The sequence below is a fragment of the Actinosynnema sp. NPDC023794 genome, assembly GCF_040639675.1.
In the GTDB taxonomy this organism is placed as follows: Bacteria; Actinomycetota; Actinomycetes; order Mycobacteriales; family Pseudonocardiaceae; genus Actinosynnema; species Actinosynnema luteola.
The window spans coordinates 115,495-135,982 of sequence record NZ_JBFAFR010000020.1 but is presented as its reverse complement, the minus strand read 5'-3'; the positions used below and the strand labels follow the sequence as shown (position 1 = coordinate 135,982).

Sequence of the window (20,488 nt, the reverse complement as noted above, 5' to 3'; positions counted from 1 at the left end):
GCGGCCTTCGTGCTGTCCCGACCCGTTTTGCGGTTCGAACGACAAACAAACCCCATGCAAGACCCTTGACAGGAGTCCACCTGATGTTGACCGCGACCGTCCCCATAAACGGGACGTTGTCCACCGAGCCGGAGCTCTCCGGGGCGGGTGTCGCCACTCTGATCGACACCGCGCCGGACGCCGGCTTGGAGCTTCCTTGCCGTACCAACAACCCCGACCTGTGGTTCGCCGACGCGCCGGCGGAGCTGGAGGAGGCGAAGAGGTTCTGCGCCACCTGCCCCGTCATCGCTGAGTGCCTGGCCGGTGCGCTTGCTCGTCACGAGCCCTGGGGGGTCTGGGGCGGCGAGATCTTCGAGCGCGGAACCGTGATCGCGCGGAAGCGTCCCCGTGGACGCCCCCGCAAGGACGCAGCACCCGTTGTGCCCGCGGCACCCGCCGCGACCGTTGTCCGGGGGGCTAACGACCAGGAGGCCGCCGCGTGACCACGTACCGATCCACCGCAGACGAATCCATGCTGATCGAGGTCAATCCCAAGGGGAACCCCATGCTGCTCGAAGAAAATCTCGCCAGATCCCGAATGCATGACGCGGAGATATTCGCGCGACAGCATCGGCTGGCCCACCGTCTCGTCGTCGCCCGCAGGTGGGGTCGACTGGCCGGATGGGCCCAGCGCAGGGCTGCCGTGAAGGCCCGCGCGATCTGATGCACGGAGCGGCCCGCCCTCCCCGTCCCACGACGGGGAGGGCGGGCCTCGCCGTGTCCGCGCCCGGAAGGGGAGTACGTCCGGAGCGATAGACCACCACCTCCTCATCGACCGCGCGCCGGTGACCACGTACCCAGGCCCGGCGACCACGTGTCCGGCGACCACGGCCCGCGTCCGGCAACTACGAGCCGCACCTGGCGACCACGGCGTGCGTCCGGCAACCACGAGCCCGGCCCATCGTTGCCGGAGACGGCGCGGCGAGGGGTATGTCGATGGGAGGGTTCGGCTCGGCGTGGGTACCGTTCGACGTGTGGCAGCTCACTCTCACAACCATGCCCATGCCCACACCCACGACGGGATCGACTGGTCGTCCCGGCTGAACTTCCTGCGGCAGGCCGACGAGCTGGACGCCGAGTCGCGGCGCGTGGTCGCGCGCAGACTCGTTCGCGCCCTGCCCGACAAGCCGACAGTGCTGGACGTCGGGTGCGGTGCCGGTGGGATGAGCGTGGCGCTGGTCGAGGCCCTGTCCGCGCGCGGCGGCGGCACGATCGTGCTGGTCGACGCCGTGCCCGAGCTGTTGGACGCGGCCACCACCGCCGCCCGGTCGGCGGCCACCTACGAGACCGACACGACGACGGCGACCGTGCGCGTCCGGCCGGTGCTCGCCGACCTGGCCACTGAACGGCCGGTGGAGATCGCCGGACCCGCGCAGTTGGTGTGGGCTTCGAACGTCGTGCATCACCTCCCTGATCAGCGTGCGGCTGTGGTGGGGTTGATCGAGGCGGTCGCGCCCGGTGGGTGGTTGGCGCTCGCCGAGGGCGGGTTGAGTGGCAAGTTCCTCCCGTTCGACCTGGGTGTCGGTGAGCCGGGCTTGCAAGAGCGACTGACCGCCGCGCGCGACCAGTGGTTCGTGCGGATGCGGGAGAACACGACGGGCGCCGTTCGCATGCACGGTGGCTGGAACCTCGTGCTCTCCGACGCCGGTCTGGTGGACGTGACCGCGTTCAGCTACCTGATCGACCACCCCGCACCGCCCAAGCAGGCGGTGCGCGACTGGGCGGTGAACCAGCTGGCGTGGTTCACCGAGGTCGCCGGCGACGCGCTCCACCCCGCCGACCGCCGCACGGTGAAGCAACTGCTCGACCCTCAGGACCCCGCGTTCCTCGGGCTGCGCGACGACGTGTTCCTGCTGATCGCCAACACCGTGCACCTGGGTCGCAAGCCGTGACCGACACGTGCGCCCGCTGTGGACGGACGCGTTCGTCCGTCACGGACCCGGCCCAGCTCCTGGCCTGGGTGCGGGAGCGGGAGCGCGGCGTCGACCAGTGGTTGTGCCACGTCTGCGCGCGGGCGCACGTCCGGGACATCGAAGGCAAGCTGCCGTCCGACTACTGGGGTCCCGGGTAGGGCGACGGTGGTCGCTAGAGGCCCACGGTGGCCGGCTGCCGGCTGCCCTCGCTGGGTCCGGCGGCCTGCTGGGTGCGACGGCGTGTTTGGTCCGGCGGCGTGCTCGGAGTGGTGCGGACGGGTGCGGATATCGGTGCGTCGTGTGGTGTGAGCGGAGTGGGTTGGCGTGTGGGTCCGGCTTGTGGCGGCCCCACGTGCGGGTTGAAGAGGGTGGGTTGGCGTGGGCAGGTTGGCGGTCCGTGGTGCTTAGCGGAGGAGGGCGGAGAGGAGTCTCAGGGTTGCTCTGGGGGTGGCGGTGCCGCGTTTGCTGCCCGCGTCCAGTTCTCTGGTCAGGCCGGTGACCGTGCACATCCCGGAGCGGACGGCGGTGGCCAGCAGGTGGTGCTGGCGCAAGGGGTCCGGTTCGTGGCGGACGGCGTCCAGGACTGCTCTCGTCGGTTCGGCGACGGGGAGGCCGCCTTCCACCACCACCTTCGGTGGGCGGGTGGTGCGTTCCAGCAGCACGTGGTCGGCGCACGAGCGGCGGGCCGTGGCCGGTTGCAGCAGGTGCACGCGGGGTGGGGGAGGCAGGGCCCGCAGGCCCTGCGCGTGCAGGGCGTCGACGCCGGTGACGACTGCCTTCGGGCCGGCGTAGGCCAGCGCCGCCTGCAGGCGTTGGGCGCGGGTCGGAGGGCTCGCGCCGAGCAGCACCACGCCCGGCAGGATGCGCTGCCACGGCCCGCCGGGGCGGCACTTGAGGTCGATGACGTAGCCCGGCACGCCGGCTGCCCGCAGGTCCGCTGCCTTGATCACTTGGTCCATGGGGTCGATCTTCCGGTGGTTCCGGAAGCCGTGCCATGGGGTGTTCGTGATCTGTGGATAAGTCGGAGACCTGTGGACAACTCAGTCGTCGAAGCCGGGCTGCCACTGGGCGACGATGGCTCTGGCCTGCACGTTCGCGTCAAGCTGGCAGAGGATGCCGGTCGCGCCCAGCGTCACCCTGTGGATAAGCAGGTACTGCGGCGGGAGGTTCAGAGACCTTCCCGTGTGCGAATCGGGGCTGCGGAGGTCGCCGACGCGCTCCGCCTGCTTCTGCAGCCACCGCCGGGTGAAGTGGAACGTCTCGGTCCGCAGCGGCTCGACGAACGGCCCCAGGTAGTTCAGCACGTCCTCGGCGCGCAGCTCGGTCCCGGGACGGATGAACCGCTCCGACCGCAGCAGCTCCACCAGGTCCGCCGACCGGCCGTCCAGCGCCAGCCTGGTCATCAGGCCCAACGTCTTGGGCAACCCGTCGGGCAGCCGGGCCACCGCGCCGAAGTCCAGCACGCGCAACCGGCCGTCCGCGCCCAGCATGAAGTTGCCGGGGTGCGGGTCGGCGTGCAGCAGCCCGGACCGGCTCGGCGCGGAGAAGTGGAACTCCGACAGCAGCTGCCCGGCCAGGTCGCGCTCGTCCCGCTCACCCTCACGGATGATCTTCGACAGCGGCGTGCCCTCGGTCCACTCGGTGACCATCACCTTCGGCGAGCTGGCCACCACCCGCGGCACGAGCACGCGGTCGTCGCCGTCGAACGCCTTCGCGAAGACCCGTTGGTTGTCCGCCTCGGTCCGGTAGTCCAACTCCTCCAGGTACCGGTCCCGCAGCTCCTCCAACAGCGGCTTGACCTCGGCGCCGGGCATCACCGCCTGCAACACCCGGCTGAACCGCAGCAACGTGCTGAGGTCGCTCTGCAACGCCTCGTCCGCGCCCGGGTACTGCACCTTCACCGCCACGTCGCGGCCGTCGTGCCACACCGCCCGGTGCACCTGCCCGATGCTCGCCGACGCGGCGGGCGAGTCGTCGAACGACGTGAACCGCTTCGCCCACCCCGCGCCGAGCTGCTCGGCCAGCACGCGGTGCACCGTGCGCGCGGGCATCGGCGGCGCGGCCGTCTGCAGCTTGGTCAACGCCTCGCGGTACGGCTCGGCCAGCTCGTCCGGCACCGCCGCCTCGAACACGCTCAGCGCCTGGCCGAACTTCATCGCGCCGCCCTTGAGCTGCCCGAGCACCGCGAACACCTGCTCCGCGGTCTTCGCCGACACCTCGGCGCTGACGTCCTCTGAGCTGCGGCCTGCCAGGCGCTTGCCCCAGCCGCCCACCACCCGGCCCGCCACCCCGAGCGGGAGGCTGGCCAGCTTGGCGGTGCGCTGCACGGCCTTGCGCGGGATCTCGCTCACCCGGTGATCCTCCTCCCGCCCGTTCACGGGGTCGCAGTCGTGCACGCCCCTGCCACAAAACCTACACAGCCCTACCTGAGGGTGGATCACGTCGCGGAACGGCACTCGCAGCGCGGGTGCACCGGCGCGATCCGGTGCTCGACCACCCCGGCGAACGCGTCCACCTCCAGGGTCGCGTCCCAAGTGGGCGGCCTGGTCGCGGCCGGCTCGGACCGGTCGAGCGCCAGCAGCGCCTGCCCGACCGCCACCCCGGCGGTGGCCGTGACGGTGGCCAGGTCGGCGTGCTGGGCGCGGTCGACCAGCTGCGCGGCGATCATCGGCCACGCCGGGTCCTCGTCGGCCGCGTGCATGTCCGCGCACCTCAGGCAGCTGCTGCGACCCGGCACGACCAGCGGTCCGACCACGCCGAGCCCTTCCCGGACCCGCACGGCCAGGTGCGGCGTGCCGTCCGCGACGAGCCGGTGCAGCACCTCCGGGGCGGGCACCAACGCGTCGGCCAGCACCACCAGGTCCACGGCACGCCCGACCGGCCGCACGGTCCCGGACGCCCGCCGCACGGCGTCCTGGGCGGCCTCGGCACGCGGTCGGCCGACGTCCGCTTCGACGTACCCCGATCCGGTGTCCTCCGGCCCGACCCGACCTCGCGCGACCACCCGAACGTGTGCCACTCCGGAGGCGCCCAGGAGCGCGGCCACGGTGACCGCGAGCCGTCCCTCGCCGTGCACCACGACGGATCTGGCGGCCCGGTCGGCGGGCAGTCCAACGGCGCAACGACGGGTCCGCAGCGCCCACCCGGTCACCTCGGCGGCCAGCCGCGGGTGCGGCACGGGCACGGTGTCCTCGACCAGCCCGGCCCGAGCCAGGCCGTGCAGCACACCGGCGAACTCGGCTGCCTGGCGACCGTGACCGGCGAGGCGTTCCCGCAGGTCGGTGAGGGTGTGTCGACCGTTGAGGCCGAGCAGGACGGACGCCATCGGCTCCGGCACGTCCTCGACCAGCATCGCGTGCCGCGGGTCCGTGCCGATCTGCACCACGTCGGCCCGGCGGCGCAGCAGCGGCAGGCCGGGCAGGACCCTGGGGCGGTTGGGGAGATCCACACCGGCAGCGTGCCCGTGCCGGCAGGTACGGCAAAATGCCTGTCCACAGGCTTGCCGGTTGTCCACAGAGGCCGTGAGTGGCCTTGACGAGCGGCCGGACGCCCGCGAGGGGCCCGGCCGCCCGTCCTCGATCAGACCTTCGCCTTGCCGAGGATTCGGGTCACCGTGGTTCCGCAGACCGGGCACTTGCCCTTGGCCATCCTGCGGTTGTTGCTCTCGTGCACCTCGCCCGTGAAGTCGCGCTTCTCACGGCACTTGACGCAGTAGCCGTTGTAGGTCTCGGCCACGGCTTCCTCCTCGCTTCGAGAGTGCGGAGCGATCTGCGCCACACTCGGGGGTTGCGCTGAACGCTACCTCCGGGGACGCGCCTCCGCTGCACGCCGCGTCGAGCGTGTCCAGCCGCCTTTCGGTGGAACCTGCTGGTCCGTCCCTCCACAGACCGCCGCTTGGCCGCCGCGGATTGTCGGTCCCTGGCCTTACCGTGAACGCCATGCCCGAACCGCAGGTGGAGGTGCGGCGCAGCGCCCGGCGCCGTCGCATGGTGAGCGCGTACCGCGAAGGGGACACGGTCGTGGTCCTGCTGCCGGCTCGCATGAGCAAGAGCGAGGAGAAGCACTGGGTGGCGGAGATGCTCAGCCGCCTGCAGCGCAGCGAGACCCGCAGGCGCTCGCCAACGCGCACGTCGGACGCCGCCCTGCTCACCCGGTGCGAGGAGCTGGCGGATCGATACCTGGACGGCGTGCAGCCGAGCAGCGTGCGGTGGGTGCCGCCGATGCGCACGAGGTGGGCGTCGTGCACGCCGAGCGAGGGCACGATCAGGATCAGCGAACGGCTGCGCGACGTGCCCGCGTGGGTGCTCGACTACGTGCTCGTGCACGAGCTGGCGCACCTGGAGGTGCCCGGGCACGGGAAGGACTTCTGGCTGCTGGTGCACAGGTACCCGAAGGCCGAGCGGGCCATCGGGTACCTGGAAGGCCTCTCGGCAGCGGCGGGCCTCGGCATCACGGAGGAGGACTAGCCACGGCCGATCCCGCGAGGTCGTGAACGGGCGCGACCTCGCGGGGGGTGGGTGGCGCTACTCCCCGTCCTTCTTCGGCTCGTCGCCCTCGCCCTTGTCCTCGTCGCGCAGGGTGCGCTCCAGCTCCGCCATCGGGTCCTCCAGCGCCTTGCGCGTCTGGCCGAACCGCTCGGCGAACTCCATCGGGTCGTCCAGGTCCTCGGCCGTCGGCACCAGGTCGGGGTGCTCCCAGACGCTGTCGCGCTGCTCGACGCCGTGCTGGTCGGTGAGCAGCTTCCACAGCGCCGCCGCCGAGCGGTGCCGGCGTGGCCGCAGCTCCAGGCCGACCAGCGTGGCGAACGTCTGCTCCGCCGGCCCGCCGGACGCGCGCCGCCTGCGCAGCGTCTCCCGCAGCGCCTCGGCGCCGGGCAGCCGCTCGCCGACCGCCTCGTTCACCACCACGTCCACCCAGCCCTCGACCAGGGCCAGCAACGTCTCCAGGCGGGTCAGCGCGGCCTTCTGCTCGGGCGTGGTCTGGGGTTCGAGCATCCCCGACTTCATCGCCTCTTCGATGCTCGCCGGGTTCGCCGGGTCGATCTGGCCGGCCAGCTGCTCCAGCGCCGAGGTGTCGACGGTGATGCCGCGGGCGAACTCCTCCACGGTGTCCAGCAGCCGCTGCCGCAGCCACGGCACGTGGCTGAACAGCCGCTGGTGCGCCGCCTCGCGCGCGGCCAGGAACACCAGCACCTCGCTGGTCGGCCGCTCCAGGCCCTCGGTGAACTTCTCGATGTTGTCCGGCAGCAACGCCGCCGTGCCCTCCGGCCCGAGCGGCAGCCCCACGTCGGTCGACGTCAGCACCTCCGCGCCGAGCTGCGCCAGCGCGCCGCCGAGCTGCGAGCCGAACGCCATGCCGCCCATCTGGCCGAGCATCGACAGCAGCGGTCCGGCGGCTTCCTTCGCCTCGGCCGGCATCGCGTCGACCCATGCGCCGGACACGCGCCGTGCCACCGGGTCGCACAGCCGCTGCCACGTCGGCAACGTGCGCTCCACCCAGTCGCGCGCGCTCCAGCTCTGGGACGTGCGCGCGCCCGCGGGCAGCGACGTCACCGGGTCGAGCCACATCTCCGCCAGGTGCACGGCGTCGGCCACCGCGCCGCTCTGGTCCGGGCCGAAGCCGGTGCCGCCCTTGCCGGCGAGCTGCTGGAGCGCGATCTGCTTCGCGAGGTCGTAGTTGACCGGCCCGGACGACGTGCCCGCGTTGCTGAACATCGCACCGAGCTGGCTCAGCATCGCGCCGAGCTGGTTGAAGTCGAAGGGGTTCTCCCCTTGGTCCCCGGGTTTGCGGTTGCGGTCGTCGGGGTCCTGCGGGCTGAACCCGAAGGGCAGGTCACTCATGGGTCCACGGTACGCGGCACGGCAGCCCCGCGTGGGACCGGTTCGCCAGGGGCGTGACGCCGTGGTCGTACCCTGTCTGGCGTGACCGAAGGCACCGACACCGTCGTGGACCAGGCACCACCCCCACCGCACGCGCCGCGGCGCGGCCTGACCCGGCGGACGTGGACCCTCGTGGTCAGCCTCACGGTCGTGCTGGCGCTCGGCCTGCTCGGCGGGTTCGCCCGCGTGCCGTACGTCGCCCTCGGCCCCGGACCGACCTACGACACGTTGGGCCAGGTCAACGGCGGCGACGTGGTGTCGGTCGAAGGTCAGGAGACCTTCCCGACCGGCGGCAACCTCACCATGACCACGGTGTCGCTCACCGACGACGTGTCGCTGTTCGGCGCGCTCGGCCTGTGGATCAGCGGCCGGTACGCGCTGGCGCCGCGCGAGGAGTTCTTCCGGCCCGGCGAGTCCGAGCAGCAGGTCCGCGACCAGAACGTGAAGGCGTTCCAGGACTCGCAGAGCAGCGCCGAGGTGGCCGCGTTGAGCTACCTGGACTACCCGATGAAGGTCGTCGCCGCCGAGATCACCAACGACACCGCGGCCGCCACCGTGCTCGAGCCGAACGACCGGCTGCTGGAGGTCAACGGCAAGCAGGTCTCCACCGCCGACGACGTGCGCGCGGCGCTGGAGAGCACCAAGCCGGGTGACCGGATCGCGCTGACCTTCGAACGCGGGTCCGAGCGCAAGACCGCCACCGTCACCCTCGGCCGCGCGGACGGTCGCGAGACCGGTTTCCTCGGCGTGCTGCCGCTGGACCGCGCGGACGTGCCGTTCGAGATCAAGATCAGCCTGTCCGACGTCGGCGGGCCGTCCGCGGGCCTGCTGTTCGCGCTGTCGATCGTCGACAAGCTCACCCCGGGCGAGCTGAACGGCGGGCAGTCCGTCGCGGGCACCGGCGAGATCAACGACAAGGGCGAGGTCGGCCGCATCGGCGGCATCGGGTTCAAGATGGTCGCCGCCCGCGAAGGCGGCGCCACCGTGTTCCTCGTGCCCGCGGGCAACTGCGACGAGGCGAAGCAGCACGCCCCCGAGGGTCTGCGCCTGGTCAAGGTCGAGAAGCTGGACGACGCCGTGCAGTCGCTCGAATCGCTGAGCAAGGGCGGCGACGCGCCAGGTTGTTAGGCGGTGTTCGATTGCCGCTGCTCCGCATCCTGCTACCGAGCCGCCGTCTGCGGAGCAGCGGCCGTGTCACTGTCACTGCCGGAGGGTTTCCAACAGGGCGCGGGTCAGGTTCGGAGCCAGTTCGGGGTGCGCCACGACCTCCTCGGGCACCTCCACGTTGCCCCGCAGCCGCAGCACGCACGCCGCCGAGCCGTCCCGCAGCACGGCCGCCACCAGCCGCGCCTCCCGGCGCTGGGGGTGTTCGGCGGCGAACTTGCGCGCCTGCTCGTCGTCCAGCTCCTGCTCGGTCAGCTGGGCCTCGGCGTCCGGCGGCAGCACGACGATCTCCTGCGCCAACGCGCACCCGTGCACGACGTCGGGCCAGACGATGCCCGCCAGCGCCCGGTCCAGCTCGTCGTCCGGCAGCGAGTCCTGCGCGATCGGCGTCAACGGCGAGGCGGCGGGGTCGAGCTGGCCCGCCAGCTCCGGTTGCCGCTCCAGCAGCTCGACGGTCGGTACCAGCGCGAACAGCTGGGTCGGCTGGTTCCACCCGGCGGTGGACACGAACTCCTCGACCTCGCGGGCGACCTCGGGCAGCACCACGGGTGGCGTTTCACTGGCTGACACGTGCGCCATGGTCGCATCTGGGTAAAGACAAGACCGAACGGGGAACCCCGGGCGGCCTCCGTAGAGTTGGACAGAACGTACGAACGCCACTACCGCGATCCAGGAGCGTGCCCCGTGGCCACACGGCCCCCGGTCGGACTGCCCAGGCTGTCCCGTCGCAGCCGGATTCTGCTCATCGTCGGTGCGGTGGTCCTGGTCGGTCTGATCACCGGCTCAAGGCTGCTCGGCACCTACGTCAACTGGCTCTGGTTCGGCGAGGTCGGCTTCCGCAGCGTCTACGGCACGGTGCTGGCGACCCGGTTCGGGTTGTTCTTCGCCGTGGGCCTGCTGGTCGGCGGTCTCGTCGCGATCAACCTCATCCTCGCCTACCGCTCCCGGCCGGTCTTCGTGCCGGTGTCCGGGCCCGACGACCCGGTGGCCCGCTACCGCGCCGTCGTCAGCAGGCGGATGAAGCTGTTCGCCATCGGCCTGCCGGTGCTGGTCGGCGTCATCGCCGGCACCTCGGCCCAGGGCAACTGGCAAGAGCTCCAGCTGTTCCTCAACGCCACCTCGTTCGGCGTGAACGATCCCGAGTTCGGCCACGACATCGGCTTCTACGCGTTCCAGCTGCCGTTCTACACCTGGGTGCTGTCGTGGCTGTTCATCGCCACGGCGGTCGCGTTCGTGGCCGCGGTGGTGGCGCACTACCTGTTCGGCGGCATCCGGCTGGCGGGCCGCGGCGGTCAGCTCTCCGGACCCGCGCGGACCCACCTGGCCATCGTGGCGGGCGTGTTCATCCTGCTCAAGGCGGTCGCGTACTTCTTCGACCGGTACACGCTGCTGTTCTCCGACCGCAACGACAAGTTCGACGGCGCGAGCTACACCGACCTCAACGCGGTGCTGCCCGCCAAGCTGATCCTGCTGTTCATCGCGGTCTTCTGCGCCATCGCGTTCTTCGCGGGCGCGGTGTTGCGCAACCTCCAGCTGCCGGCGATCGCGACCGTGCTGCTGGTGCTGTCGTCGATCCTGGTCGGCGCCGCGTGGCCCGCCGTGCTCGAGCAGTTCTCGGTGCGGCCGAACGCCATCGAGAAGGAAGCCGAACCCATCGGCCGCAACATCGAAGCCACTCGGCAAGCCTTCGGGTTGACCCCGGACAAGGTGGAGAGCAAGCCGTACGCGGGCAAGCAGAACGTCTCGCTGGACGAGCTGAAGAACGACCAGGCGACGGTGGGCAACGTCCGGCTGCTCGACCCGGCCGTCATCTCCAAGACGTTCACCCAGTTCCAGCAGCTGCGGCCGTTCTACGCGTTCCCGGAGAAGCTGGACGTGGACCGGTACACAAAGGACCAGCAGCTCCAGGACTACATCGTCGCGGTCCGCGAGCTGAACACCGCGGGCATCCCGCAGGGCCAGCGCGACTGGATCAACCAGCACCTCATCTACACCCACGGCAACGGCATGGTGTTCGCCGAGGCCAGCAAGGTGAACTCGACCGCGGACGACGACGGTGACGGCGGCTACCCGGTGTTCGAGGTGGCGCAGGTCGACCAGGACGGCAAGGTCCAGCCCGGCCCGTTCGGCGTGGAGCAGCCGCGCACCTACTTCGGTGAACTGGGCAGCCCGGCCGACTACGCCATCGTCGGCGGCCGGGGCGAGGGCGCTCCCGGCGAGTACGACACCGACGGCTCGTCCTACACCTACACCGGCAAGGGCGGCGTCCGCATCGGCGGCCTGTTCAACAAGATGGTCTTCGCCGCCGCCTACGGCGAGCGGAACATCCTGTTCAACTCGGCCATCGGCGACGACTCCCGGATCATCTTCAACCGCCACCCGCGCGACCGCGTGGAGGCCGTGGCGCCGTGGCTGACCGTGGACGGCGACCCGTACCCGGCGGTGGTCGACGGCCGCATCACGTGGATCGTCGACGGCTACACCACGCTCGACAACTACCCGTACGCGCGCCGCACGGCGCTGGGCGACGCCACGAACGACTCGCTGCCGGGCGTCGCGCAGCAGCCGAACCGGGAGATCAGCTACATCCGCAACTCGGTCAAGGCCACTGTGGACGCCTACGACGGCACGGTGACGCTGTACGAGATGGACACGCAGGACCCGGTGCTGAAGGCGTGGATGGGTGTCTTCCCGGGCACGGTGAAGGCCAACAGCGAGATGTCGCAGTCGCTGAAGGAGCACCTGCGCTACCCCGAGGACCTGTTCAAGGTCCAGCGGGAGATGCTGTCGGAGTACCACGTGGACAACCCGCGCGACTTCTACTCCGGCGTCTCGTTCTGGGACGTGCCGTCCGACCCGACCATCGACAACGCCACCACCGTCGAGGCGCAGCAGCAGGGCGTGCAGCAGCAGCGGGACCGGCAGCCGCCGTTCTACGTGCTGGCGGGCGACCCGACCGGCGACGCGAACAAGGTGAGCTTCCAGCTGACCAGCGCGTTGGTGCGGTTGAACCGGGAGTTCATGGCGTCCTACGTGACGGTCAGGTCCGACCCGGACAACTACGGCAAGATGAGCGTCCTGACGCTGAACAACGAGGTCAAGGGCCCCCAGCAGATCCAGACCACCTTCCTCACCAACGGCGAGGTCAGCGGTGAGCTGAACCTGCTCGCGCAACGGCAGACGAAGGTCGTCTACGGCAACCTGCTGACCCTGCCGGTGGGCGGCGGTCTGCTCTACGTGGAGCCCATCTACATCGAACGGGCCAGTCAGAACACCCAGTTCCCGCAGTTGTTCAAGGTGCTGGTGAGCTTCGGCGACAAGGTGGGCTACGCGCCGACGTTGGCCGAGGCGATGGAGGAGGTCCTGTCCGGCTCGTCGGCCCAGGTGCCGCCCACGGACCCCAACGGCCAGCCGCCGACCTCCACCCCGACCACGACGCCCACGGCGCCGAACGACGGTCAGGGCGGCACGGAGCTGCAGCAGGCCGTGCGGGACATCCAGGCGGCGCTGGCGCGCGTGAAGGCGGCGCAGTCCAGCGGTGACTTCGCCGAGCTCGGCAACGCCTACAAGGCGCTCGACGAGGCGACGAAGAGGTTCAACACGGCGGCGGGGGCGACGACGACGCAGCCGTCGACGACGACGCCGACGACGACACCGACCGGCTGACCTGCACTGATATCGCCATCGGGTGGCCTGGGACACGTTCCGGGCCACCCGATTTGCATTCCGGTTAACCCCAGGCGTACAGTTCTAAATGCAGCGCGGGGTGGAGCAGCTCGGTAGCTCGCTGGGCTCATAACCCAGAGGTCGCAGGTTCAAATCCTGTCCCCGCTACAAAGTGGGAAAGCCGTGTTCACGGAAATCGTGAACACGGCTTTTTCGCATTTGCACCGGAGGTCCGGCCCCAGGCAGGAGGGTTACGCACCCTGCACCCCCAACCGGGGGCGTTGCCCCTGCACCCCTCCCTGTGCCGGTTGGTCGGGAGGTGCGGCCAGGGGCGGGAGTGGTGTTGCGAAGTGCGGTGTTGGTAGGTGGGTGAGCTGGGGATATGCGGTTAAGGGACCCCGGTGAGAAGTGGTTCCGGGGGCGTGTATAGTTGTCCTTACAGCGCGGGGTGGAGCAGCTCGGTAGCTCGCTGGGCTCATAACCCAGAGGTCGCAGGTTCAAATCCTGTCCCCGCTACCACGTGAAAGGCCCCCGGAGTTCGACTCCGGGGGCCTTTCGCTTTGCGCGTGCTCAGGTCATGTTCTCGGCCCAGTACTGGGCGCACGTGAGGGAGCACACCCGGCCTTCGCCGCTGACCGTGCGATGCCTGCGGATCTGCTTGCCGCACACCATGCACTCGTCCTTGCCCGCCTGCTCCGGGATCGTGCCGGACGCCCAGGCGCGGGCGTTGCGGACTACCTTCGTCCCCGTCGTCCATTTGATGCCCACAGCTGACCTCCCAGTCGTACGAACACCCGTGGTAATGGTCCCACCACCCGACGTGTTTGCCACGTCGAGAACCGGACATCACCGGGTTGTGCTATCGCCCGATGGAGCCGCCGGGGCGGCGCGGCAGCGGCGCGTGACGCAGCGCTGCCGTTCGAGTGAACGCAAAAGTGCGGTTTCCCTTGCGGCTCAATGGATTTTCCACTTCGCGTGGACAGACGGGGTCAAGAGGCCGAACGCGTGGCGTTGATCAGCGGGCGGTTACGCAGCGATGTTTGCGTTGCTCCGCTTGGCCCAACTCGACTAGCCCGTGATCAGCCACAGTGGACAGAACGGCTGACCATTGTGGACAGCGACGGGTGAGCGTGGCACCGTTGGTGGTGTGTCGGACCTGAATGCGACGGCGGCGGCCCTGCTCGGACTGCTGCACGACGGACCCAAGACCGGTGGCCAGCTCGTGGCTGAGGCCGGAGAGCGCTTCGGCGCGTTCTTCAGCGTCACCCGCAGCCAGGTCTACCGCGAGCTGCCCGCGTTGGCGGACGCAGGCCTGCTGCGCCTCGGCAAGCAGGGCGCGCGCTCCAGCCAGCAGTACGTGCTGACCGCGGCGGGCAAGAAGGCGTTCAAGAACTGGCTGCTCTCCGAGCCGGGGCCGGACCACCTGCGCAGCCCGTTGATCCTGCGGCTGGTGCACGCGGGCTCCCTGACCGCCAAGCAGCGGCAGGGGCTCGTGGACTCCGCCCGCGCGAGCTACGGCGCCGAGCAGGAGGCCGCCAAGACGGCGGTGAAGACCGCGGAGGACGCCTACGCCAAGGCGGTCGCCGAGTTCGGCCTGGCGCACGCCAAGGCCGTGCTCAAGCTGCTCGACGCCATCCCGACGGCCTGAATCGCGCCCACCGGTCGCACTCCGCGACCGGTGCCGGCGTAATCTTGGGACGTGAATCCCGACGTCGAAGCAGACATCAAGGACCTCTCCGCCACGCTCACGAGCATCGAGGCGGTGATGGACCTCGATGCGCTGCGCGCCCAGGTCGCGGAGCTGGAGCAGGCTGCGGCCCGGCCGGACCTCTGGGACGACCAGGAGCAGGCGCAGAAGGTCACCAGCCAGCTGTCCCACAAGCAGGGCGAGCTGCGGCGCATCACCACCCTGCGCGAGCGCCTCGACGACCTGTCGATCATGTACGAGCTGGCCGAGGACGAGGGTGACGCGGGCAGCCTCGCCGAGGCCGACACCGAGCGCGCGAAGCTCCGCGAGGAGATCTCCTCCCTCGAGGTCCGCACGCTGCTCTCGGGCGAGTACGACGAGCGCAACGCGCTGGTCACCATCCGGGCCGAGGCGGGCGGCATCGACGCGGCCGACTTCGCCGAGATGCTGCTGCGGATGTACTCCCGCTGGGCCGAGCGGCACGGCTACGGCGTCGACGTGTTCGACACGTCCTACGCCGAGGAGGCGGGCATCAAGTCCGCCACGTTCCGCGTCACGGCCCCGTACGCCTACGGCACGCTCAGCGTCGAACAGGGCACGCACCGTCTCGTGCGCATCTCGCCGTTCGACAACCAGGGCCGCCGGCAGACGTCGTTCGCGGGCGTCGAGGTGGTGCCCGTGGTCGAGCAGACCGACCACGTCGACATCGACGAGAAGGACCTGAGGGTCGACGTCTACCGCTCGTCCGGCCCGGGTGGCCAGGGCGTCAACACGACCGACTCGGCGGTGCGCCTGACGCACATCCCGACCGGCATCGTGGTCTCCTGCCAGAACGAGCGCTCCCAGCTGCAGAACAAGGCCACCGCGATGGCCGTGCTGCAGGCCAAGCTGCTGGAACGGCAGCGGCAGGAGGAGCAGGCGAAGATGGACGCCCTCAAGGACACCGGGTCGAGCTGGGGCAACCAGATGCGCTCCTACGTGCTGCACCCGTACCAGATGGTCAAGGACCTGCGCACGGAGCACGAGGTCGGCAACCCGTCCGCGGTGCTCGACGGCGAGATCGACGACTTCCTGGAAGCGGGCATCCGCTGGCGCAAGCAGCACCAGTCCTGATCGGTCAAGCCGCCGTGCGGCGGGCGAGACGAGGGCTTTACCCAGGCCACGAGTACACTCGCGCCTCGTGATTCGCCTCGAACACGTGTCCAAGGTCTACAAGAGCTCCGCGCGTCCCGCGCTCGACAACGTATCGGTCGAGATGGACAAGGGTGAGTTCGTGTTCCTCATCGGGCCTTCCGGTTCCGGGAAGTCCACGTTCCTGCGGCTCCTGCTGCGGGAGGAAGTGCCCAGCAAGGGCCGCGTGTACGTGTCGAACTTCGACGTGGCCAAGATGTCCCGGCGCAGGGTCCCCCGCCTGCGCCAGTCCATCGGCTGCGTGTTCCAGGACTTCCGGCTGCTGACCAACAAGACCGTGGCGGAGAACGTCGCGTTCGCGTTGGAGGTGATCGGCAAGCCGCGCAACACCATCGTCAAGGTGGTGCCCGAGGTGCTCCAGCTGGTCGGCCTCGACGGCAAGGCGGACCGGATGCCGCACGAGCTGTCCGGCGGCGAGCAGCAGCGGGTGGCTATCGCCCGCGCGTTCGTCAACCGGCCGCTGGTGCTGCTGGCCGACGAGCCGACCGGGAACCTGGACCCCGACACCAGCCAGGACATCATGTTGCTGCTGGAGCGGATCAACCGCACCGGCACGACGGTGCTGATGGCCACCCACGACCACTCCATCGTCGACTCCATGCGCCGCCGGGTGGTCGAGCTGGACAACGGCCGCATCATCCGCGACGACGCACGGGGTGTTTACGGCGTGGGCCGCTGAGCCCGAGGACGCCGGACCCCCTCATCCCCCGACTCTGAGGAACGTTCCCCCCGATGCGTACCAGCTTCGTGTTCAGCGAGGTCGTCACCGGCCTGCGCCGGAACGTCACGATGACCATCGCGATGATCCTCACGACCGCGATCTCGCTCTTGCTGCTCGGTGTCGGCCTGCTGGTCGTCAACATGGTGGGCAAGATGCAGGACGACTACCTCGGCCAGCTCGAGGTGGCGGTCATGCTCACCAACGACATCAGCGTGAACGACAAGGACTGCACGCAGCAGCCCTGCTCGGGCCTGCGCAGCCAGCTGGAGACCACGTCCGGGGTCGAGACGGTCGTCTACGAGAACCGCGACAAGGGCTTCGAGCGCTTCAAGAAGGTCTTCGAGTCGCAGCCGGAGCTGGCGAAGCTGGCCCGTCCCGAGGCGATCCCGGCGATGTTCCGGGTCAAGCTGGAGGACGCGCAGCGGTCCGACGTGATCGTGCAGGCGTTCACCGGCAAGGCGGGCGTCAAGAAGGTCGACGACCAGCGCGAGGACCTCGACCGGCTGTTCGGCTTCCTGAACGGCCTGCGCGACGGTGCGCTGGTGCTGGCGGCGCTCCAGGCGTTCGCCGCGCTGATGTTGATCTCCAACACGATCCAGGTGTCGGCGTTCACCCGGCGCACGGAGGTCGGCATCATGCGCCTGGTCGGCGCCACCCGCTGGTACACCCAGCTGCCGTTCCTCATCGAGGCGGTGGTCGCCGGCGTCATCGGCTCCGTCGTCTCGATCGGGTTGCTCGTGGTGGCGAAGCTCTTCCTGCTCGACCGGGTGCTCGGCGAGCTGTTCGCGGCCAACATCATCCCCGAGGTGAGCATGGTGGAGATCCTCTTCCTCTCACCGATCCTGGTCGGTGTGGCGATCGCGATCTCGGCGCTGACCGGCTACGTCACGCTGCGTCTCTACGTGCGCCTATAACCGCTGGCGCGCTCACGTAAGGTTTCCGTCATGGTCAAGGAACGCGGTCAGAAGGTGATCGCGTCGAACCGCAAGGCTCGGCACGACTACACCATCCTCGACACCTTCGAAGCCGGTGTCGTGCTCGTCGGCACGGAGGTGAAGAGCCTCCGCATGGGCCGGGCGTCCCTGGTGGACGCCTTCGGCCAGGTGGACGACGGCGAGATCTGGCTGCACGCGCTGCACATCCCGGAGTACGTGGCGGGCACCTGGACCAACCACGAGGTGCGGCGCAAGCGCAAGCTCCTGCTGCACAAGGGCGAGATCGAGCGGCTGATCGGCAAGACCAAGGAGAGCGGTCTGTCGCTGATCCCGCTGTCGATGTACTTCAAGGACGGGTACGTCAAGGTCGAGCTGGCGCTGGCGCGCGGCAAGAAGTCGTACGACAAGCGGCAGGACCTGGCCAAGCGGGACGCCGAGCGGGAGATCCAGAAGGCGCACGGGCGCGCGTTGAAGGGCCGCTACTGAACGCCGCCGTCCCCGGCCTGGTCGACGTGCACGTGCACTTCATGCCGCAGCGCGTGCTGGACAAGGTGTGGGCGTTCTTCGACGAGGCGTCGCGGCACTACGGCGTCGACTGGTCGATCCGGTACCGGTTGCCGGAGGCCGAGCGGCTGGCAGTGCTGCGGTCGTTCGGCGTGGTCGGGTTCGCGCCCCTGGTCTACCCGCACAAGCCCGGCATGGGCGAGTGGCTGACGGACTGGGCGCTGGACTTCGGCTCGCGCGTGGACGGCGCCGTGCCGACCGCGACGCTGTACCCGGAGCCGGGCGTCGAGGCGTACGTGTCGCGGGCGTTGACGGCCGGTGCGCGGTGCTTCAAGGCGCACGTGCAGGTGGGCGGTTACGACCCGCGCTCGCTCGACGGCGCGTGGGGCTTGCTGGCCGAGGCGCGGGTGCCCGTGGTGGTGCACTGCGGGCACGGGCCGGTGCCCGGCGCGCACACCGGGCTGGACGTGTTCGAGGACGTGCTGCGCAGGCACCCGTCGCTGGTCGCGGTGCTGGCGCATGCCGGGATGCCCGACTACCTGGGCGCGTTGGACCTGCTCGGCCGGTACGACGGGGTGCACCTGGACACCACGATGGTCGGCGTGCCGTTCACCGAGGCGATGGCGGCGCTGCCGCGCGACTGGGCGGCCAGGCTGGTCGACGTGGCGGACCGGGTCGTGCTCGGCTCGGACTTCCCGAACATCCCGTACGACTACTCGGCGCAGCTGGACGCGATCGAGGGCTGGGCCGCCGCCGACGAGCGGCTCGGCGAGCCGTTCCTGCGGGCCGTGCTGCACGACAACGGCGCCAGGCTGCTCGGCCTCAGCCCAGGTTGAGGTAGGCGAGCACGGCGCGCACACGTCGGTGCTCGCTCGTGCTGGGCTCCAGGCCGAGCTTGGCGAAGATGTTGCCGACGTGCTTCTCCACCGCGCCGTCGGAGACGACCAGCGAGGCCGCGATGGCGGCGTTCGACAGCCCCTGCGCCATCAGCGCGAGCACCTCGCGTTCACGCTGGGTGAGCGAGTCGACCGGGTTGCGCTTGGACCGGACCATCAGCTGGGTGATGACCTCGTGGTCGATGCTCGTGCCGCCGTCGGCGACCCGGCGGAGGGCGGCCACGAACTCCGAGACGTCCGCCACGCGCTCCTTGAGCAGGTAGCCGATGCCGTTCGCGCCGCCGGCCAGCAGCTCCACCGCGTACCGCTCCTCCACGTACTGCGAGAGGACCAGCACCGGCAGGTTGGGGATGCGCTTGCGCGCCTCGATCGCCGCCCGCAGTCCCTCGTCGGTGAACGTCGGCGGCATCCGCACGTCCACCAGGGCCAGGTCGGGGCGGTGCTGCTCGATCGCGGCGAGCAGCGCGCCGCCGTCGTCCACCGCCGCGACCGTCTCGATCCCCTCGTCGGCCAGCAGGCGTTCCACACCGACCCTCAGGAGGACCGAGTCCTCCGCGATCACCACGCGCACGGCAGCTCCGTCCGGATCACGGTCGGCCCGCCGATCGGGCTCACCACGACGACCACGCCGTCAATCGTCGCAGCACGGTCCGCGAGCCCGGCGAGCCCACCACCCGGGCGCACCTCCGCGCCGCCGTGGCCGTTGTCGGTGACCTCCACCACCACGGAGTTCTCGGTGCGGGACACCTTCACGTGCGCCCGGGTCGCGCCGGAGTGCTTGGCGACGTTGGTCAGCGTCTCGGCCACGGTGAAGTACGCGGCGCTCTCCACGGCCGTCGGCGGGCGCGGCTCGACGTCCACCTCCACCTCGACCGGGATCGGGGAGCGCGCGGCCAGCGACGACAGCGCCGCGTCCAGCCCGCGGTCGCCCAGCACCGACGGGTAGATGCCGCGGGCCAGGTCGCGCAGCTCGGAGATGGCGAGCTTGGCGTCGGCGTGGGCCTCGGCGATGAGCTCGCGCGCGCCGTCCGGGTCGGACTCCATCTTGCTGCGCGCCCGGCCGAGGCCCATGGCCACGGCGACCAGGCGTTGCTGCGCGCCGTCGTGCAGGTCGCGCTCGATGCGCCGGCGTTCCGCCTCGGCGGCTTCCACGCCGCGGGCCCGGCTGGCGGACAGCTGCTCCGCCTTGGCCGACAGCACGCCGTAGCGCGAGGGGCCGAGCAGGGACTGGGCGAGCAGCGCGTGACCACGGCCGAGGGCCTTGAGCAGCCGGTACGCGAGGTAGCCGAGCACCAGGCCCAGGACGCTCACCGGGAGCGCCTTGGCGAACGAGTCGACCAGCCACACGTTGCCCTCGCTGAACGTGACTTCCCACGTCACCGGGAGCCAGTGCTGGTAGAACGGCAGGAACACGGTGCCCGCGACGGCCGACCACAGCGCCACCGTGAGGGCGAACTCGACCACGCCCAGCGGCAGCATGAGCAGCCAGTAGGACAGGTCGCGCCACGTCGCCGGGTCCCTCGCGATGGCCTTCGCCCGGGCGGTGGCGCCGCTGGGCAGCTCCCGGTACGGCCGGGGGATGTCCACGCCGAGGGTCGCCCGCAGCCAGGCCCGTTCGGCCGACGCCGCGCCGCGCGCCAGGGCCAGCGTCAGCACGCCCAGCGGTACGCCGACCCAGATCACCGCGGTGCCGATGCTCACCGCGCCCAGCGTCACCAGCAGGACGAACCAGAAGAGCCCTGTGACCAGGTTCAGCAGGAAGTACCCGCTGACCCGGCCGATGTTCGGGTTGACCCGCGTCGTCATGTTTCCCACCTTCACGCCGGATGTTGCCCGACCAGCATCGCTCGATCGGGTGGCTGGGACCATCAGGTCCGCCGGCCGGCGTGGGGT

Annotated in this window: 22 protein-coding genes and 2 tRNA genes; 15 read left to right on the top strand and 9 right to left on the bottom strand. The window is 70.4% G+C overall.

Translation table 11 applies throughout. The features are described 5' to 3' along the window. Positions 1-83 precede the first annotated feature (83 nt). The 4 genes from AB0H12_RS31510 to AB0H12_RS31495 all read left to right on the top strand — a co-directional run bounded on the left by AB0H12_RS31510 (position 84) and on the right by AB0H12_RS31495 (position 2,110). Positions 84-482 carry a WhiB family transcriptional regulator gene (locus AB0H12_RS31510; RefSeq protein ID WP_053717402.1) on the top strand — a complete coding sequence of 133 codons (399 nt, stop codon included), beginning with the start codon at positions 84-86 and terminating at the stop codon, positions 480-482. Continuing rightward, positions 479-703, top strand: coding sequence for a hypothetical protein (locus AB0H12_RS31505; RefSeq protein ID WP_499627900.1), 225 nt, complete (start codon positions 479-481; stop codon positions 701-703). Before AB0H12_RS31510 ends, AB0H12_RS31505 begins: the two co-directional genes overlap by 4 nt. Before the next feature lie 310 nt (positions 704-1,013). After that, positions 1,014-1,931, top strand: a complete 918-nt coding sequence (locus AB0H12_RS31500; protein ID WP_499627898.1) for a class I SAM-dependent methyltransferase — start codon at positions 1,014-1,016, stop codon at positions 1,929-1,931. Continuing rightward, positions 1,928-2,110 carry a hypothetical protein gene (locus AB0H12_RS31495; RefSeq protein WP_499627895.1) on the top strand — a complete coding sequence of 61 codons (183 nt, stop codon included), beginning with the start codon at positions 1,928-1,930 and terminating at the stop codon, positions 2,108-2,110. The genes AB0H12_RS31500 and AB0H12_RS31495 overlap by 4 nt, the downstream gene beginning before the upstream one ends. Positions 2,111-2,356: 246 nt before the next feature. Here the strand turns inward: AB0H12_RS31495 and AB0H12_RS31490 are convergent, their stop codons facing one another. The 4 genes from AB0H12_RS31490 to AB0H12_RS31475 form a co-directional block, all read right to left on the bottom strand. Next, positions 2,357-2,911 carry a hypothetical protein gene (locus tag AB0H12_RS31490; RefSeq protein ID WP_499627893.1) on the bottom strand — a complete coding sequence of 185 codons (555 nt, stop codon included), beginning with the start codon at positions 2,909-2,911 and terminating at the stop codon, positions 2,357-2,359. Between the two features lie 81 nt (positions 2,912-2,992). Beyond that, positions 2,993-4,303 carry an ABC1 kinase family protein gene (locus tag AB0H12_RS31485; RefSeq protein WP_499627891.1) on the bottom strand — a complete coding sequence of 437 codons (1,311 nt, stop codon included), beginning with the start codon at positions 4,301-4,303 and terminating at the stop codon, positions 2,993-2,995. Between the two features lie 86 nt (positions 4,304-4,389). Next, a complete protein-coding gene (locus AB0H12_RS31480) occupies positions 4,390-5,400 on the bottom strand; it encodes a thiamine biosynthesis protein ThiF (RefSeq protein WP_499627889.1) in 1,011 nt (336 codons plus the stop codon). 131 nt (positions 5,401-5,531) lie between these two features. Further along, on the bottom strand, positions 5,532-5,687 hold the full coding sequence (locus AB0H12_RS31475; protein ID WP_015098458.1) for a DUF5679 domain-containing protein: 156 nt from the start codon (positions 5,685-5,687) through the stop codon (positions 5,532-5,534). Positions 5,688-5,890: 203 nt separating this feature from the next. On the opposite strand from AB0H12_RS31475, the gene AB0H12_RS31470 reads away from it, so the two are divergent. Continuing rightward, entirely contained in the window at positions 5,891-6,418 is a 528-nt protein-coding gene (locus AB0H12_RS31470; protein ID WP_499627887.1) for a M48 metallopeptidase family protein, read from the top strand. 57 nt (positions 6,419-6,475) lie between these two features. Here the strand turns inward: AB0H12_RS31470 and AB0H12_RS31465 are convergent, their stop codons facing one another. Next, the gene (locus AB0H12_RS31465) at positions 6,476-7,792 is read right to left on the bottom strand and encodes a zinc-dependent metalloprotease (RefSeq protein ID WP_499627885.1); all 1,317 of its coding nucleotides are present in this window, start codon (positions 7,790-7,792) and stop codon (positions 6,476-6,478) included. Positions 7,793-7,873: 81 nt separating this feature from the next. On the opposite strand from AB0H12_RS31465, the gene AB0H12_RS31460 reads away from it, so the two are divergent. Beyond that, a complete protein-coding gene (locus tag AB0H12_RS31460; RefSeq protein WP_499627883.1) occupies positions 7,874-8,959 on the top strand; it encodes a YlbL family protein in 1,086 nt (361 codons plus the stop codon). Between the two features lie 72 nt (positions 8,960-9,031). On the opposite strand, the gene AB0H12_RS31455 is transcribed toward AB0H12_RS31460, so the two are convergent. Then, on the bottom strand, positions 9,032-9,574 hold the full coding sequence (locus tag AB0H12_RS31455) for a PPA1309 family protein (RefSeq protein ID WP_499627881.1): 543 nt from the start codon (positions 9,572-9,574) through the stop codon (positions 9,032-9,034). 105 nt (positions 9,575-9,679) lie between these two features. Here AB0H12_RS31455 and AB0H12_RS31450 point away from each other — a divergent pair, with 105 nt between their 5' ends. The 3 genes from AB0H12_RS31450 to AB0H12_RS31440 all read left to right on the top strand — a co-directional run bounded on the left by AB0H12_RS31450 (position 9,680) and on the right by AB0H12_RS31440 (position 13,180). Further along, the gene (locus tag AB0H12_RS31450) at positions 9,680-12,661 is read left to right on the top strand and encodes a UPF0182 family protein (protein WP_499627879.1); all 2,982 of its coding nucleotides are present in this window, start codon (positions 9,680-9,682) and stop codon (positions 12,659-12,661) included. Between the two features lie 94 nt (positions 12,662-12,755). Beyond that, a tRNA-Met gene (locus AB0H12_RS31445) sits at positions 12,756-12,829 on the top strand. A gap of 274 nt (positions 12,830-13,103) precedes the next feature. After that, positions 13,104-13,180 (top strand) — tRNA-Met (locus AB0H12_RS31440). Positions 13,181-13,231: 51 nt separating this feature from the next. Here the strand turns inward: AB0H12_RS31440 and AB0H12_RS31435 are convergent. Further along, entirely contained in the window at positions 13,232-13,429 is a 198-nt protein-coding gene (locus AB0H12_RS31435) for a hypothetical protein (RefSeq protein ID WP_053717392.1), read from the bottom strand. A gap of 379 nt (positions 13,430-13,808) precedes the next feature. Here AB0H12_RS31435 and AB0H12_RS31430 point away from each other — a divergent pair, with 379 nt between their 5' ends. From AB0H12_RS31430 to AB0H12_RS31405, 6 genes are all read left to right on the top strand, one after another. Continuing rightward, the gene (locus AB0H12_RS31430; protein ID WP_499627878.1) at positions 13,809-14,309 is read left to right on the top strand and encodes a PadR family transcriptional regulator; all 501 of its coding nucleotides are present in this window, start codon (positions 13,809-13,811) and stop codon (positions 14,307-14,309) included. A 51-nt stretch (positions 14,310-14,360) separates the two neighbouring features. Then, positions 14,361-15,461, top strand: coding sequence for a peptide chain release factor 2 (gene prfB / locus AB0H12_RS31425; RefSeq protein WP_499627876.1), 1,101 nt, complete (start codon positions 14,361-14,363; stop codon positions 15,459-15,461). A 67-nt stretch (positions 15,462-15,528) separates the two neighbouring features. Then, on the top strand, positions 15,529-16,218 hold the full coding sequence (ftsE, locus tag AB0H12_RS31420) for a cell division ATP-binding protein FtsE (RefSeq protein WP_230572826.1): 690 nt from the start codon (positions 15,529-15,531) through the stop codon (positions 16,216-16,218). Between the two features lie 53 nt (positions 16,219-16,271). Beyond that, positions 16,272-17,174 carry a permease-like cell division protein FtsX gene (ftsX, locus tag AB0H12_RS31415; protein WP_499627874.1) on the top strand — a complete coding sequence of 301 codons (903 nt, stop codon included), beginning with the start codon at positions 16,272-16,274 and terminating at the stop codon, positions 17,172-17,174. Between the two features lie 30 nt (positions 17,175-17,204). Further along, on the top strand, positions 17,205-17,681 hold the full coding sequence (gene smpB, locus AB0H12_RS31410; protein WP_123743904.1) for an SsrA-binding protein SmpB: 477 nt from the start codon (positions 17,205-17,207) through the stop codon (positions 17,679-17,681). 26 nt (positions 17,682-17,707) lie between these two features. After that, complete coding sequence (locus AB0H12_RS31405; RefSeq protein WP_499627873.1) at positions 17,708-18,535, top strand: amidohydrolase family protein; 828 nt, start codon at positions 17,708-17,710, stop codon at positions 18,533-18,535. On the opposite strand, the gene AB0H12_RS31400 is transcribed toward AB0H12_RS31405, so the two are convergent. Continuing rightward, positions 18,522-19,166 carry a response regulator transcription factor gene (locus AB0H12_RS31400; protein WP_499627871.1) on the bottom strand — a complete coding sequence of 215 codons (645 nt, stop codon included), beginning with the start codon at positions 19,164-19,166 and terminating at the stop codon, positions 18,522-18,524. The two genes, AB0H12_RS31405 and AB0H12_RS31400, sit on opposite strands and share 14 nt — an antisense overlap. Next, positions 19,154-20,401 (bottom strand): sensor histidine kinase, encoded by a 1,248-nt coding sequence (locus tag AB0H12_RS31395; RefSeq protein WP_499627869.1) that lies wholly within the window; start codon positions 20,399-20,401, stop codon positions 19,154-19,156. Before AB0H12_RS31395 ends, AB0H12_RS31400 begins: the two co-directional genes overlap by 13 nt. Positions 20,402-20,488: the final 87 nt, after the last annotated feature.